Source organism: Paenarthrobacter sp. CCNWLY172, assembly GCF_037402035.1.
Taxonomy (GTDB): domain Bacteria; phylum Actinomycetota; class Actinomycetes; order Actinomycetales; family Micrococcaceae; genus Arthrobacter.
Genome location: NZ_JBBEGB010000007.1, coordinates 12,834 through 25,794 on the forward strand (window position 1 = coordinate 12,834; position 12,961 = coordinate 25,794).

The 12,961-nt window shown below is 61.8% G+C and carries 14 protein-coding genes; 2 read left to right on the top strand and 12 right to left on the bottom strand.

Going from position 1 to position 12,961, the window contains the following annotated elements:
- Nucleotides 1–16 precede the first annotated feature (16 nt).
- The 6 genes from WBN73_RS12230 to glgX all read right to left on the bottom strand — a co-directional run bounded on the left by WBN73_RS12230 (nt 17) and on the right by glgX (nt 5,869).
- Nucleotides 17–1,057, bottom strand: a complete 1,041-nt coding sequence (locus WBN73_RS12230) for a hypothetical protein (protein WP_207596384.1) — start codon at nt 1,055–1,057, stop codon at nt 17–19.
- A 167-nt stretch (nt 1,058–1,224) separates the two neighbouring features.
- A complete protein-coding gene (locus WBN73_RS12235; protein ID WP_337340376.1) occupies nt 1,225–2,073 on the bottom strand; it encodes a hypothetical protein in 849 nt (282 codons plus the stop codon).
- 195 nt (nt 2,074–2,268) lie between these two features.
- On the bottom strand, nt 2,269–2,451 hold the full coding sequence (locus WBN73_RS12240; protein WP_337340377.1) for a hypothetical protein: 183 nt from the start codon (nt 2,449–2,451) through the stop codon (nt 2,269–2,271).
- A gap of 452 nt (nt 2,452–2,903) precedes the next feature.
- The gene (locus tag WBN73_RS12245; RefSeq protein ID WP_207596380.1) at nt 2,904–3,263 is read right to left on the bottom strand and encodes a barstar family protein; all 360 of its coding nucleotides are present in this window, start codon (nt 3,261–3,263) and stop codon (nt 2,904–2,906) included.
- Nucleotides 3,264–3,269: 6 nt separating this feature from the next.
- Nucleotides 3,270–3,728: a ribonuclease domain-containing protein gene (locus WBN73_RS12250; protein ID WP_337340378.1), complete on the bottom strand. Its 459-nt coding sequence runs from the start codon at nt 3,726–3,728 to the stop codon at nt 3,270–3,272.
- 26 nt (nt 3,729–3,754) lie between these two features.
- The gene (gene glgX, locus WBN73_RS12255) at nt 3,755–5,869 is read right to left on the bottom strand and encodes a glycogen debranching protein GlgX (protein WP_280626923.1); all 2,115 of its coding nucleotides are present in this window, start codon (nt 5,867–5,869) and stop codon (nt 3,755–3,757) included.
- Between the two features lie 238 nt (nt 5,870–6,107).
- Here glgX and WBN73_RS12260 point away from each other — a divergent pair, with 238 nt between their 5' ends.
- Nucleotides 6,108–6,917 (top strand): carbon-nitrogen hydrolase family protein, encoded by an 810-nt coding sequence (locus WBN73_RS12260; protein WP_207596375.1) that lies wholly within the window; start codon nt 6,108–6,110, stop codon nt 6,915–6,917.
- A 388-nt stretch (nt 6,918–7,305) separates the two neighbouring features.
- Here the strand turns inward: WBN73_RS12260 and rlmB are convergent, their stop codons facing one another.
- The 6 genes from rlmB to WBN73_RS12290 form a co-directional block, all read right to left on the bottom strand.
- A complete protein-coding gene (gene rlmB, locus WBN73_RS12265; RefSeq protein WP_142936564.1) occupies nt 7,306–8,298 on the bottom strand; it encodes a 23S rRNA (guanosine(2251)-2'-O)-methyltransferase RlmB in 993 nt (330 codons plus the stop codon).
- A gap of 80 nt (nt 8,299–8,378) precedes the next feature.
- Entirely contained in the window at nt 8,379–9,836 is a 1,458-nt protein-coding gene (gene cysS, locus WBN73_RS12270) for a cysteine--tRNA ligase (RefSeq protein WP_337340379.1), read from the bottom strand.
- Nucleotides 9,837–9,871: 35 nt separating this feature from the next.
- Nucleotides 9,872–10,228 (bottom strand): hypothetical protein, encoded by a 357-nt coding sequence (locus tag WBN73_RS12275; protein ID WP_207596373.1) that lies wholly within the window; start codon nt 10,226–10,228, stop codon nt 9,872–9,874.
- Nucleotides 10,221–10,760: a 2-C-methyl-D-erythritol 2,4-cyclodiphosphate synthase gene (gene ispF / locus WBN73_RS12280; RefSeq protein WP_369746631.1), complete on the bottom strand. Its 540-nt coding sequence runs from the start codon at nt 10,758–10,760 to the stop codon at nt 10,221–10,223. The genes WBN73_RS12275 and ispF overlap by 8 nt, the downstream gene beginning before the upstream one ends.
- Before the next feature lie 17 nt (nt 10,761–10,777).
- Nucleotides 10,778–11,560, bottom strand: coding sequence for a 2-C-methyl-D-erythritol 4-phosphate cytidylyltransferase (gene ispD / locus WBN73_RS12285; protein WP_337340381.1), 783 nt, complete (start codon nt 11,558–11,560; stop codon nt 10,778–10,780).
- A 66-nt stretch (nt 11,561–11,626) separates the two neighbouring features.
- A complete protein-coding gene (locus WBN73_RS12290; protein ID WP_011690592.1) occupies nt 11,627–12,109 on the bottom strand; it encodes a CarD family transcriptional regulator in 483 nt (160 codons plus the stop codon).
- Between the two features lie 293 nt (nt 12,110–12,402).
- Between WBN73_RS12290 and WBN73_RS12295 the strand changes: the two genes are divergently transcribed.
- Nucleotides 12,403–12,939: a hypothetical protein gene (locus tag WBN73_RS12295; protein WP_207597477.1), complete on the top strand. Its 537-nt coding sequence runs from the start codon at nt 12,403–12,405 to the stop codon at nt 12,937–12,939.
- The last annotated feature ends 22 nt before the right edge of the window (nt 12,940–12,961 follow it).

Sequence of the window (12,961 nt, forward strand, 5' to 3'; positions counted from 1 at the left end):
CCCGGTCGTGAAATCGTCACGATATTTGGACCTCGTCACCTTGGCTGAGATCACCAGAGACTGCGGCGAAACCTCCCCCTGACCGAAGAATCGTGATGGCGACGCGCGTTGCGGGGACCTTTGAGTTTCTTCCGTCGCCCGAGCTTCTGAGAACGTAGGTGCCTTCGGCATCCTGTCGGATACCAGATAACGGCACAGCGAGGGCTTCTGCCGCGCTACCTTGGCCAGCCACCGTGACACTCAAATTGGGAGTCAATAAGACCAGATCCGCCTTACTCGTAGGCTCAACCGTCACGGGATGTCCCGCACGTCGGCCATCTCCCGCATCAGTGAATGGACCCAGCCCAGTTATCCGTCCTGTCATTTGCTTTTCCGCGACCCTGACAGTGACATCCTGGCCTGCCTTGAGAGACTCAGCCTGCTGGACCTCGGCGATAAACTCCACGAAGTTATCTTCGGCCTGGAACATGGCGAGAGGACTCTCGGGCGTAACTTTCTGCCCTATGTTCAGCGCGGAGACAACGGTCGCGCTGGCGACGGGGAGGGCTATCAGTTGCCTGTACGGGATCGAGAGCGTGGCGGTTTTAGCGTCGACTGGTGCCGTGGTTTTTGGTGTAGCTCCCGGTTCGACTTGTTGACTTTGCTCGGTAGGCATTCTCCCGCTGCTCAAGGCGAAACCCTCGCTGGCAAAGAAAGAGGATGCAGCATCCATGGTTGCGCTGTCCATGTGACCAGATTCGGAGGAAGGGTACCCCAACTGCAGAAGTGCCCGTTGCAGCGCCAAAACGTCATCTCCCGCATCTCCTCGGGAAAGATTGCGATACAAAGGGAGCGGACCAGGCAGGACGAAATAGGGCTTGCCTGAAACCACACCTGCAAGGTCGCCCCACTTCAACGTGTCCCCCGCCTGAAGCGTCTGGCGCACGACAATCGGTTCCTGACCCTCTAAGTCAATGTGGATAGGCACCGCCGGTCCGGCCTTAACAACTCCTGAGTAGGTAAGACGGTCGTCGACGACACGGTTTTCAACCATGGCATAGACAGGAATCTCAGCCATGGAGTCCTCTGGCCGGATGATCTCTGATTGATCAAAGACGATTCCAGCGAGCAACCCCACCCCCGCGGACATAACTGCGGTGACTGCCAACAGGACGATTAGCCACCGTCGCGAGAGTCGACTCAATCCGACAGCTTCCGCAGCTCTCTGCCGGGGATGCTCATCGATCACTGCGTCTCTTTCAGTAACTTCTCAGCGGCATCTACATAGTTCTGGCTCTTCTTCTTGAGCTCGGTAAGAACTGCCTCATTCTGCTTGATAAGCGGCAGCTGGTAGCTTGCCTGAATATCACCGAGCGTTTGGGTGAGTCGGACTTCCTGGTTGCATTCGGCCTCAATCGTGGCGATTCGGACGCCCTCGGCTGTGTCCGACTTCGACGGGTTTTGCTGATCTGTCCTCGCCTGCAGGTCAAAGGACTGCTGGCTCGACCACTTGGCGTTGGCGGCGTCCCGCCCGGGTGTCAGGCCAGCCGCTGAGATGCATTTGTCCCAGTCGCCCTTGGCATTCTTCCAAGCGTCAGTTTCTGATGCCATACCGAGACTTTTCACAGCGATCTCCGCTGCAGCACCACCATTCATCAGGTCATCAGGTGGAGTGACCTCATCGATCTTGCTCTTTTCACTGGCAACACACTTGTACCTGGCATCCCCCCACGTACCTGCCTCGTCGTGCTTCTGGTTCGATTGAGCGTCTTCTCCAATAAGCCGAAAGCCGTGCTGTCTCACGCGATCAACGTTCCACACGCCGAAGTTCCGGTTCTCTGCCTTCGGATAAGCAGCATTCGGATCATCGATGAAGCCAAATTTCTTCATGCACGTGGTCATGATGACTTCCCTCGCCAGGAGAATCTGAGAGCGATCACGGGCCGAAATCCTATACGCGTCCACTGGGAATACGATCAGAGAGTTCTCGTAATCCAGATTCACTTTTCCCGATGAGTCCGGCGTGATTGAACTGTCCACACCCTCCGAACACGACGAAATAGCCAACGCTACGCCTATGGCAAGCGAGGCCACAAAATACCTTTTCCAGCATGCCCGTCGCTTAAGAGTTCTCCTCGGCACCATCCCGCATCCAATCTCGTTTCTTACGCCTCGACTTAGTAGTAGCCGAGCCTCTTCACAGACAGGAACTTTGACCTGCCGATTCTTTGCTCAGCAGGTCAAAGCATGGTGCTATTCACATTTCGTTATGCGAACGGCCGTGTAGGTTTAGCCCCTGTGGAAGCTGCTGATGTTGTCATTCCACGTACCCAGGAAGGGTACATACCAACCCATGGCGCTATAGTCGTTAGCGCTGCCAAAGCCGGCACCGCCATAGTTGATGTCCTGCCACCAAGTGACGTAGTAGCCGAAGTTCTTTACCGAACTTGCCTTGTTATCAAACGACCCCATCCAGGTCGAGTTGTCGGCTCCGTATGTAGCACCGCCGTAGTTATTGTCTGCATAGAATACTGGCATTCGCCGACTGACTGGCGGCAAAGAGCACCGAGGTAGATAGTGCGATGACAGCAGCTATCCGTGCAAGCTTCTTCATATCGTGATCCTCATTTCAGCTGGTGCGGAATGAGGTCAGCAATTAATCCTGCGCGTTCCCCAATACGCATTGACGTAGACCCTAAAGGCCCCTCAAAATGTATCGCTCGACACATTTAACGTCAAACTATGGTAATAACCGGAGAAAGCACAGAAATGTTTAAAATCTTGCGTCACGATTGGGTGGCACGCACCACTTAAGCGTCTCGGCGGGCATCACGAACGCAGGGAATCAATGCTGAGCCACATCTCAGCTCTCCGTCAGAGCACGCAAGCCGCTGTTTGTGCAGTGGCCAGCAACCTTGGCGCGACTAATTCTCGAAAACGGCGATGACTGCGAGGTCGCGGCCAGCGTAGCGCTCGGCGTCCTGGAGGACTTCGCAGACCACACCGAAGGATCGGTCTGTGCGGTAGGCGGCCGGGACCTGCCAGATCATGGTGACGGGGCCGCCGTCGTCCTCTGAGAGGGCGTCGGCGTAGTCGTGCAGGGAGTCGTTCAGGGCGTCCAGGTTCACGCCGTAGTACTCAGGGAAGTCCAGGACCTGGGCGAAGACTTCCAGGACCGCCTGCTTGGTGGTTGCCGGGGGGACCATCACGGTCCTGCGGCCGGCGTCGGAAATCTGTTCCTGCAGTTCTTCCAGGGTCCAGGTGTCTGCGGAATATATCTTCATGGGCTCCTACTTGCCTTCGACGATGAACTTGAACGACTTGTAATGGTCCGGGGTGTAGTACTTGGCTGAGTCCTTGCCCACGACGATTCTGCGGGCGCCCCGGTCCGATTCTCCTGGCGTGGTCACCGTGTATTCCTTGTAGAAGCCGCTGGTCTTCTTGGGGAGGAGGCCTTCAAAGTTACCGAAGCTGACACCGTCGCGGTCGTAGGGATAAGGGCCGCCCTTGGCGATCAGCGCCAGCGTTTGACGGGCTTCCTTGGGCAACTGGGAGGCATTGATGGCGGGCAGCGTTGAGGGGTTTGCCACCGCTGCGGCCGACGTCGACACGGAGCCAGGTTCCGGCGTCGTGCTTGGCGCTGTGGGTGTGGCCGTGAGCGAGCCACCGCCCACCATGGCGACCACCAACACGACGACGGCGATCACCAACCCCGCGAACGCCACCAGTTTGCTGCGGCTGCGGTTCATGCGAAGAGCTCCTGAAGGGTGAGTGCCTACGTGCGGTAGATGTTGATGGTGTTGGCTTGCAGGATATCCCGCTCGCCTGAGGCCACCAACGCGCCCTTCCGCCGTTCATGCAGCACCGACGTTGTGAAGCGGAGCTCAAACATGCGCTTGCCGATGCCCGTTTCACTCAGGATCTCCGGCAGCACCATCTTCACATCCTGGTTGCTTCCGTTCACTACGATCAAGCCACGGATTTCGCTGTCCTCGTGCCCCATCAGGAGCTGGACGGAGCGCACATTGGGATCGTTCCAACGTGCGGGAGTCATCCGCTGACCTTTGTCGTCGAACCATTGCAGGCTGGAATTGTTCGCGTTGCCGGGGAAACTCTCAGGCTGGTGGCGCAGGAACCAGCGGCGGAGCCGGACAAGCTCACGCGTAGTCCGGAACATGGCGTTGGCTTCCTGGGTGCGGCTCCAATCCAGCCATGCCGTGGGGTTGTCCTGGCAGTAGGCGTTGTTGTTGCCCTGCTGGGTCCGGCCGATTTCGTCGCCTGCCGTGATCATGGGGACGCCGAAGGACAACAGCAGGGTTGCCATCAGGTTGCGGACGGACAGGGCGCGGGCGGCCACAATGGCCTCGTTCTCGCTCCGGCCCTCAACACCGTGGTTGTAGCTGCGGTTATCGCCGTGGCCGTCGCGGTTCTGCTCACCGTTGGCCTCGTTGTGCTTCCGGTCGTAGCTCACCAGGTCCTTCAACGTGAAGCCGTCGTGGGCCGTGATGAAGTTGACCGATGCAAGCCGCGTGCGTCCGGAAGATGCGAAGAGGTTCGCGGAACCGGCCATGAGTTCAGCCAACGATGCCACGGAACCGCCCTGGCCGCCTGCTTCGATGGCGGCACGGTCGGACAGCCAGAAGCTGCGGACGCCGTCACGGAAATGGTCGTTCCAATCCGACCAACCGTGGGGGAAACGGCCTGTTTGCCAGCCGCCGTAACCGACGTCCCACGGCTCGGCAATGAGCTTGACCTCGGACAGTACCGGGTCCTCCGCGATGGCCTGCAGGAAGGGATGCTGGGGGTCGAAGGTGTTGCCCGCGTCCCGGCACAAGGTCACGGCAAGGTCAAAGCGGAAGCCGTCCACGTGGAAGTCGTTCACCCAATACCGCAGGGAATCCAGGGCCAGGTCCACCACCACGGGATCGCTGAAGTCCAAGGTGTTTCCACAGCCGGTGGTGTCCAGGTAGCGCCCATGGGCATCGTGCCGGTAGTAGCGCTTCTCTGCCAGTCCACGGAAGCTCAGGGGCGGTCCATCCGGACCAGCTTCGGCGGTGTGGTTGTACACCACGTCCAGGATGACCTCGATGCCCGCCGCATGCAGCAACTTGATCATGCCCTTGAGCTCGTCCTGTACCGCGTGGGGACCGGCCTTGCGCGCCGCCTCTGTGGCATAGTCCGAATGCGGTGCAAAGAAGGCGGCCGTGTTGTAGCCCCAGTAGTTGGTCATGCCCAGGTCCTGGAGGTGGGACTCATCCAGATGGAAGTGGATGGGCAGGAGCTGGACGGCCGTGATGCCGAGCTCGGTAAGGTGCTGGATCATCACCGGATGTGCCATCCCGGCGTAGGTACCTCTTAGGTGTTCCGGTATCTCCGGGTGCAGCATCGTCTGTCCACGGACATGCGCTTCGTAGATGACGGAGGTTCGCAAAGGAATGCGGGGCGGACGGTCCTCGCCCCAGTCAAAACCTGTTTCCACGTGCACACTGGTGAGGAACTCGCCCCGCTGGTCCACAGCGCGGCCGTAGGGGTCAAGCAACAGGCGATGTTCGCCGTCGTCGTCCAGGTCCACAGCCGGCAGGGACAAGGGGAAGCCGCGCTCGGAAGGGGCCTCGCGGAAACCGTAACGGGTGCCCGGAGGCATCCCACTGACCAGCCCGAAATGCACTCCATCCTCAAGGTTGGGAAGGATGTGGGCGCGCCACGGCTCTCCGGGAGCCTGGAAGGCGATCTCCACCTGTTTCAGGTCGGGCGCGAAAACTGCCACGTTCACCTGGTGGTCCTGCGTCATTTCGGCATCGTCAAGGCCGGGCTGGGGCGTGCTCAGTCCGAGGGGCCGTGGCCGCGAGGCGTCGACGGCGGCTGCTGTGTCAAAAATAGGCATAACCATTGCTTGCAAGTTTAGTTCCACGCCAAGTATGTGCCGCGCCGGCCGCGCATGTGACGACGTTCCACGTCGCGATTTGATTACTTGCCTGCTGATGGCCGGATTACTTGGGCCGCTCACGTGCTGGAACGCTGTTCCGACGCCACCTGCGCGGCGGGGAGACGACGCGAATAAGTCGCATGGACCAGCTGTTGTCCCACCCGCTTGGCATACTGGGACGGAGACAACAGGAGGTTCTATCGTGCGCGTGGCACTCGCCCAAGTCATCACCGGCCGGGATCTGGCCGACAATCTGCGGCTCCTGGAGGAGTACGCCCGTCTGGCGAAAGGCGGCGGCGCCGAACTTGTGGTCTTCCCCGAAGCCATGATGCGCGCGTTCGGGAATTCTCTGCTGGATGTCGCTGAACCCCTGGATGGGCCGTGGGCCGGGCGGGTGCGCGCCCTCGCCGACGAACTGCAGATAGTGATCGTGGCCGGCATGTTCACCCCCGGCACTCCTTCGGATTCAGGAGCGCGTCGCGTGCGGAACACGCTGCTGGCCACCGGGCCTGGCGTCGAGGCTAGCTACGACAAGATCCATCTCTTTGACGCGTTCGGCTTCGCCGAGTCGGACACCGTTGAGGCAGGTACAGACCCCGTAACGTTCGACGCCGGCGGCCTCACCTTTGGTTTAGCCACCTGCTACGACATCCGGTTCCCTGCCTTGTTCACGGCCAACGCTGATCGTGGCGCGGTGGTGAACATCGTCTCGGCGTCCTGGGGAGCCGGGCCGGGCAAAGCCGAGCAGTGGCAACTTCTTGCCCGCGCCCGCGCCGTGGACACCACCACGTTCGTGCTCGCGTGCGGCCAAGGAGATCCCGCCACGCAGGGCGTTGAGCCCAAAGGTGCCGCGCCCACGGGGGTGGGGTACTCCGCCGTCGTATCCCCGTTCGGCCAGGTCCTGGAATCCCTCGACGGCGAACCCGGCCTGATCTTCCACGACCTGGATCCCGCCGTGGTGCAGGAAGCCCGCCAAAAACTCCCGGTGCTGGCCAACCGCCGCGACTTCTGACTCCCCCACCGATCCTCTCTCACATCCCGAGCCCTTCCGGCCGATCCTCTCTCACATCCCTAGCCCTTCCGCCCGATCCTCTCTCACATCCCTAGGGCTCGGAGTGAAGGAAAGCACGCTGGGGTACTGGGACCAGCACCGACAGTAAGTGGCCCGAAGAGTTCAGAGCGTTCGACTCAAGCCCGAGGGACGTGAGAGAGCGTGCCGCTCAAGCCCGAGGGACGTGAGAGAACGTGCCGCTCAAGCCCGAGGGACGTGAGAGAGGGTTGTAGCCGCCTACGGCACTCCAGGCACACAAAAGGCGCCGCAGGGGCCATCCGGAAGCATGCGTCCAAGCGGGGAACGATCGAGCATGCGGAGGATGGCGCTTGCGGCGCCTCAGCGAGGACTACTTAGCTGCGCGCTGCCTCGACACTTCGTACAGCGAGATGCCTACGGCCATGGAAGCGTTGAGCGACTCCATGGCGGAGTCGATCGGGATGGAGACGATCTGGTCGCAGTTTTCGCGGACGAGCCGGCTGAGGCCCTTGCCTTCGGAGCCGACCACGATGCAGACGGGCTCGGTGGCAACGGTGAGGTCAGGCAGGGAGACATCGCCATCGCCGTCCAGGCCCAGGACGTAGATGCCCATGTTCTTGAACTGCTTGAGCGCATTGTTGAGGTTCGACGCGCGGGCCACAGGTACGCGGACAGCGGCACCGGCGCTGGTCTTCCACGCGGACGCGGTGACGCCTACGGAGCGACGCTCGGGAACGATCACGCCGTGGCCGCTGAACGCGGACACGGAGCGGATGATTGCACCGAGGTTACGGGGGTCGGTGATGCCGTCCAGGGCAACGAAGATGGGGGCGTTGGAGATGTGCCCCTTCTTCCACTTGGCCAGGGTTGTCTCTGCGAGGTCATAGGCGTCCTCGTACTCGTACGGCGGGATCTGCAGGACGAGGCCCTGGTGGACAGCGTCCTCGGTCATGCGGTCCAGCTCAACCTTGCCGGTTTCGAGCAAGGGGATGCCACGCTCAGCTGCGAGTTTGAGGGATTCCTTGACGCGGTCGTCCATCTCGATGCGGATGGCGACGTGCAGTGCCTTGGCCGGGATGCCGGCGCGGAGGGCTTCGACCACCGAGTTACGGCCGGTGACCAGCTCTTCGGTTGCACGTCCCTTAGGGCCGGAGCGTGCACCGGCGCCACCGGGACGGGTGCCGGATCCGCGCTTGGCAGCTGAGCGTTCAGCCAGCTGCTTGTTCTTGTATGCCTTGTGGTAGGTGCGTTCCTCCGCCTTGGGCGTGGGACCCTTGCCCTCCAGGGCCTTGCGGCCGTGGCCACCGGTTCCGGTGGTGGGGCCCTTCTTCTGCTTGACCGACCGGCGACCATTGTTGGCCATGAGATTCCATCCTTGATTTTGTGAGTAAGTCTGGAATCAAGTCTACTGACCCGATGCAATTCGGCCGCCGCGCGGGTTCTTCAGTCGCGTTTAAGGCTCCAGGTGGCCCCGTCCGCACCATCTTCGACGACGACGCCGGCGGCGGCCAGGGTGTCGCGGATCGCGTCGGATGCGGCCCAGTCCTTGCTGGCCCTGGCGGTGGCCCGGGCTGCGAGTTGAGCGTCGATCAGCACTTCCAATGCGGCGTGCTCGCGCCCCTGCACGGCTTCCGGACGCTTGACCGCATCCAAGCCAAGAACTTCGGTCATGGAGAGCACGCTGTAGAGGGCAGTCTTGGCGGCATCGAGGTCGCCGGACGCCAACGCGGTATTGCCCGCGCGGACGGTCTCGTGGAGCACACCCAGCGCCTGCGGAACATTCAGGTCGTCGTCCATGGCAGCAATAAAGGCCGCCGGCATGTTGGCCTGCGGTGCCACCTCAGCGGCGGAGCCGCCGCTGAGCCTGGCCGACGCTTTGGCAATGAAACCGTCAATACGCTCGACGGCGGCAGCTGCCTCCTGCAGCGAGGTGGGCCGGTAATCCAGGATGGAGCGATAGTGCGCCTGGCCCAGGTAGTAACGGACCACGCGGGCCGATGCGAGCTCCAGCATTTCGGCCGGGCTCACCGTGTTGCCGATGGACTTGGACATCTTTTCGCCCTCGAAGGTGACCATGCCGTTGTGCATCCAGAAGTTGGCGAATTCATCGCCGGCAGCCTGGGACTGGGCCATCTCGTTCTCGTGGTGCGGGAAACGGAGATCCAGTCCCCCACCGTGGATGTCGAACCGCGGGCCAAGGTATTTGGTGACCATGGCAGAGCATTCGAGGTGCCAGCCGGGACGTCCGGCACCCCACGGGGAGTCCCACTTGGCGGTAACGGGCTCGCCGTCCTTGAAACCCTTCCACAGCGCGAAGTCCCGCGGGTCACGCTTGCCGCGAGGGTCGGCGTCGGGGGCTCCCTGCATGTCATCGATATTCTGCCGCGTCAGCGAGCCGTACTTGCTCCAGGAGCGGACATCGAAGTAGACATCGCCGGAATCGTCCAAGGCAGGGTAGGCATGGCCGCGGTCGATGAGGCGCTGGATGAGCGCGTGCATTTCCGGGATGTGGCCGGTGGCGCGGGGCTCGTAGGTTGGCCGCTGGACTCCCAGGGAGTCGTAGGCGTCCTCGAACTCCTGCTCGTAGCGGTAGGCCAACGCCCACCATTCTTCAGCTTGGCGCGCGCTGGGTTCGGCGTCCCAGTCCGGCCCAAAGGACTGGGCGGACTTGGCAAGGATTTTGTCGTCGATGTCGGTGACGTTCCGCACCACTGTGACGCGGAGGCCACGGAATTCGAGCCAGCGGGTCAGCTGGTCGAAGGCAATGGCCGACCTGACGTGGCCCACGTGCGGCATTCCCTGGACAGTGGCCCCGCAGTAGTAGACGCTGGCCTTGCCGTCTTCGAGGGGAACGAAGTCGCGGACTTCGGCGGAGGCGGTGTCATAGAAGCGCAGGGTCACCGCTCCAGATTAGCCGATGACACGGCATGACCTGCCTACTTGCAGTATTCGCCGATCTTGTTGAACTGGACGGTGAGCTTCTCCTGTTGGTCCTTGGTGGCCGCGCCGAGCGATGAAGCGGCGGCTTCGTCCATGATCGCCGCCATGTCCTTGATCGGGTTGCCGATCTCCGGAGCCAGTTTGTCCGCGATCCCGTGATAGTGCGCAGCGATCTGCTTGGACTGCTGCTGCTGGTTGCCCTCGGGCTTGAAGGTGTCGTTGTTCAGGAACTCGCAGCTGGCCGCCACGTCCATCTTCGGTGTCCCGGCACAACCGCCCAGCAGGAGGACCGCGGCAAGGCCTGCGGACAGCGCCACTGCGGAACGCATGACGTCGGCAGGCAGCTTACGCATGCGGCGCACCTTTCGCGGGACCCGGCTCCGCCGGCGCCACCTCGTGGGCGCTGACCGGGTAAACGAGGGCCGTGGCGACAGCGGAGATTCCCTCGCCGCGGCCGGTGAAGCCCAGGCCATCGCTGGTGGTGGCCGTAACGCTGACGGGAGCACCCGCGGCCTCGCTCAAAACCTGCTGGGATTCTTCCCGTCGGGGGCCGAACTTGGGTCGGTTGGCAACGAACTGCACGGCGACGTTCCCGATCTCGAACCCTGCTGCACGGACGATGCGGGCTGCCTCGCTGAGCAGCGTCACCCCGGAGGCTCCTGCATATTCGGGTCGGTCCGTACCGAAGTGCGTGCCGAGGTCCCCGATCCCGCAAGCGGAGAAGAGCGCATCGGCTGCCGCGTGGGCCACACAATCGCCGTCCGAATGCCCCGAGAGTCCTTGCTCGCCTTCCCAGAAGAGCCCGCCCAACCAGAGCGGTTGGGGATCATCATCGGGGGCGAACGCGTGTACGTCCACACCAATGCCGGTACGGGGCAGGATCATGTCCCGGCTCGACGTCATCAGCCCTCCACCCATCGAATCCCCAGCGGACCTTCCAGGAGGCCTTCAGCGATGATGAGGTCCAGCGGAGTGGTGATCTTAAGGGACTGGCTGGCCCCGCGGACGGAGTGGACCGGAACACCCAGCAGCTCCACCAGCATGGCGTCGTCCGTCACGGTGGCGGCTTGTTTGTCGTCAAAGAGTCCAGCAGCCTCGTGGGCGCGGCGCAGGGTGGCCAGTTCGAAGCCTTGCGGCGTCTGCACGGCCCTGAGGTGTTCGCGCGGCGCCGTTCCCGTGACTACCTCCGGCGCAATGGACGAGTCCGTGCCCGTGGTCTCGGCGACGGTCTTAATGGTGTCCACCACCGGCATGGCCGGAATGACAGCTTTCGCACCGGAGGCCAGGGCATCGGCTACGCGCTCGAAGACGCGCTCCGGGGCCAAGGCGCGGGCTGCATCGTGCACAAGGACGAATTCCGTGCCGTCTTCCAAAGCAGCCAAAGCGGCCCGGACGGAATCAGCACGGGATGATCCGCCGTCGACCACTGAGATTTCCGGGCCACCATCCACCAGGTCAATGGTGAAGTCGGCGATCAACTCGCGGAGTTCGGTGTCGCCCTTGGGCACTGCAATGCAGATCTGGCGCGCGACGTCCGCTGCGACCACCCCACGGAGGGCATGCATCAGGATGGCTTCGCCGCCCAGCGGAACCCGGGCTTTGGGCATGCCGTAGCCGAGGCGCTCACCGGAACCGGCGGCAACCACGATCACGGCCGTAACGGCGCGCTTGGAAGGATTACTCATGGTCACCAGAGTACTTTGTGGCAAAAAGAAACCCGGCGGCGCTTTCGCACCACCGGGGCTCAATTCTTAGGAAGCCAAGACCTCGTCAAGAACGCTTGCAGCCTTCTCTTCGTCTGTCTTCTCAGCCAGGGCCAGTTCTGAAATCAGAATCTGCCGCGCCTTGGCCAGCATCCGCTTCTCGCCTGCGGAAAGGCCGCGATCGTGATCACGACGCCAAAGATCGCGAACGACCTCCGCCACCTTGATGACATCGCCTGAAGCAAGCTTCTCCAGGTTCGCCTTGTAACGACGTGACCAGTTGGTAGGCTCTTCAGTGAACTCGGCGCGGAGAACGTCAAAAACGTGCTCCAAGCCTTCTTTGCCCACTACGTCCCGGACCCCAACAAGGTCAACGTTCTCTGCTGGAACTTCAATGGTCAGATCACCCTGAGCCACCTTGAGCTTGAGATACATCTTCTCTTCGCCCTTGATGGTGCGCATCTTGATTTCCTCAATTTTTGCTGCACCGTGGTGAGGGTAAACTACTGTCTCGCCGACCTCAAAAACCATGTGGACTTTCCCCTTTCCCGCAGATTAGTCTATCACGATTAAGGCATACGACTGGCACCCAGCAGGCCGTTCTACCGCGCCAATACAGGGAAAAAGGCCTTAAACGACTTCCTCCAAGGTCTTGACGTAATCCGGGAAAGATGCTTCGAGCAAGCAACGTGCGACCAAGATCTCCTCCGATGCCCGCGCCATAATGGCCTCCCGAATCCTTATTTTGGCGGGTTTGCCGATAGGCTATGGCTGAAAAGTGTTCCAATGACTCTTGAGGAGTAGGTGTCGTGCGCAATACTGCGATGAACCCTGTCCAGCGCGGCAAGCTGGCAATTGCGGCGGCTGCAATCGGCGTCGGTCTTCTGTCCGTCACCGGCTGCGGATTCGTCAACGCCCAGCAGACTACCCACCAGTACTCGGCATCGGACGGGATCAAAGCTGATCTCGGTCAGTTGCAGTTGCGCAACATCCTGATTGTTGCCTCCGGTGAGAACGAGCCCGGCCGTGTGATCGGCGCCGTCTTCAACCAGTCCAGCACTGATGCGACGCTCACGATCAGCGGCGCGAACGGCGCCCAGACGGAGATCCCGGTCAAGGCCAACTCGGAAACGTTGTTGAACGACACCACGGACGCCGCCATCCTGAGCACCGCAGGCGTGATCCCGGGTGGACTGACTCCGGTCACCATCCGCAGCGGGTCGGATTCCGCCACGATCAACGTTCCGGTGGTGGACGGCACGCTGGCTGAGTACACCAAGTACCTGCCCACCACGCCTACTCCCACGGCAACGCCGACGTCGACGTCGACGTCCACTGAATCCGCAGCAGCCGGCCACTAGCAGGCAGCGCGCTGCAAGACAT

What these genes read in the sequence shown, in the direction of transcription:
- ispF (WP_369746631.1), bottom strand. Translation starts at nt 10,760, where the DNA reads ATGATCCTGCCCCGTACCGGCATTGGTGTGGACGTACACGCGTTCGCC.
- WBN73_RS12290 (WP_011690592.1), bottom strand. Translation starts at nt 12,109, where the DNA reads ATGGTTTTTGAGGTCGGCGAGACAGTAGTTTACCCTCACCACGGTGCA.
- rlmB (WP_142936564.1), bottom strand. Translation starts at nt 8,298, where the DNA reads ATGGCCAACAATGGTCGCCGGTCGGTCAAGCAGAAGAAGGGCCCCACC.
- WBN73_RS12230 (WP_207596384.1), bottom strand. Translation starts at nt 1,057, where the DNA reads ATGGCTGAGATTCCTGTCTATGCCATGGTTGAAAACCGTGTCGTCGAC.
- glgX (WP_280626923.1), bottom strand. Translation starts at nt 5,869, where the DNA reads ATGGTTATGCCTATTTTTGACACAGCAGCCGCCGTCGACGCCTCGCGG.
- WBN73_RS12275 (WP_207596373.1), bottom strand. Translation starts at nt 10,228, where the DNA reads ATGCGTAAGCTGCCTGCCGACGTCATGCGTTCCGCAGTGGCGCTGTCC.
- WBN73_RS12245 (WP_207596380.1), bottom strand. Translation starts at nt 3,263, where the DNA reads ATGAAGATATATTCCGCAGACACCTGGACCCTGGAAGAACTGCAGGAA.
- WBN73_RS12250 (WP_337340378.1), bottom strand. Translation starts at nt 3,728, where the DNA reads ATGAACCGCAGCCGCAGCAAACTGGTGGCGTTCGCGGGGTTGGTGATC.
- WBN73_RS12240 (WP_337340377.1), bottom strand. Translation starts at nt 2,451, where the DNA reads ATGGGGTCGTTTGATAACAAGGCAAGTTCGGTAAAGAACTTCGGCTAC.
- ispD (WP_337340381.1), bottom strand. Translation starts at nt 11,560, where the DNA reads ATGAGTAATCCTTCCAAGCGCGCCGTTACGGCCGTGATCGTGGTTGCC.
- WBN73_RS12295 (WP_207597477.1), top strand. Translation starts at nt 12,403, where the DNA reads ATGAACCCTGTCCAGCGCGGCAAGCTGGCAATTGCGGCGGCTGCAATC.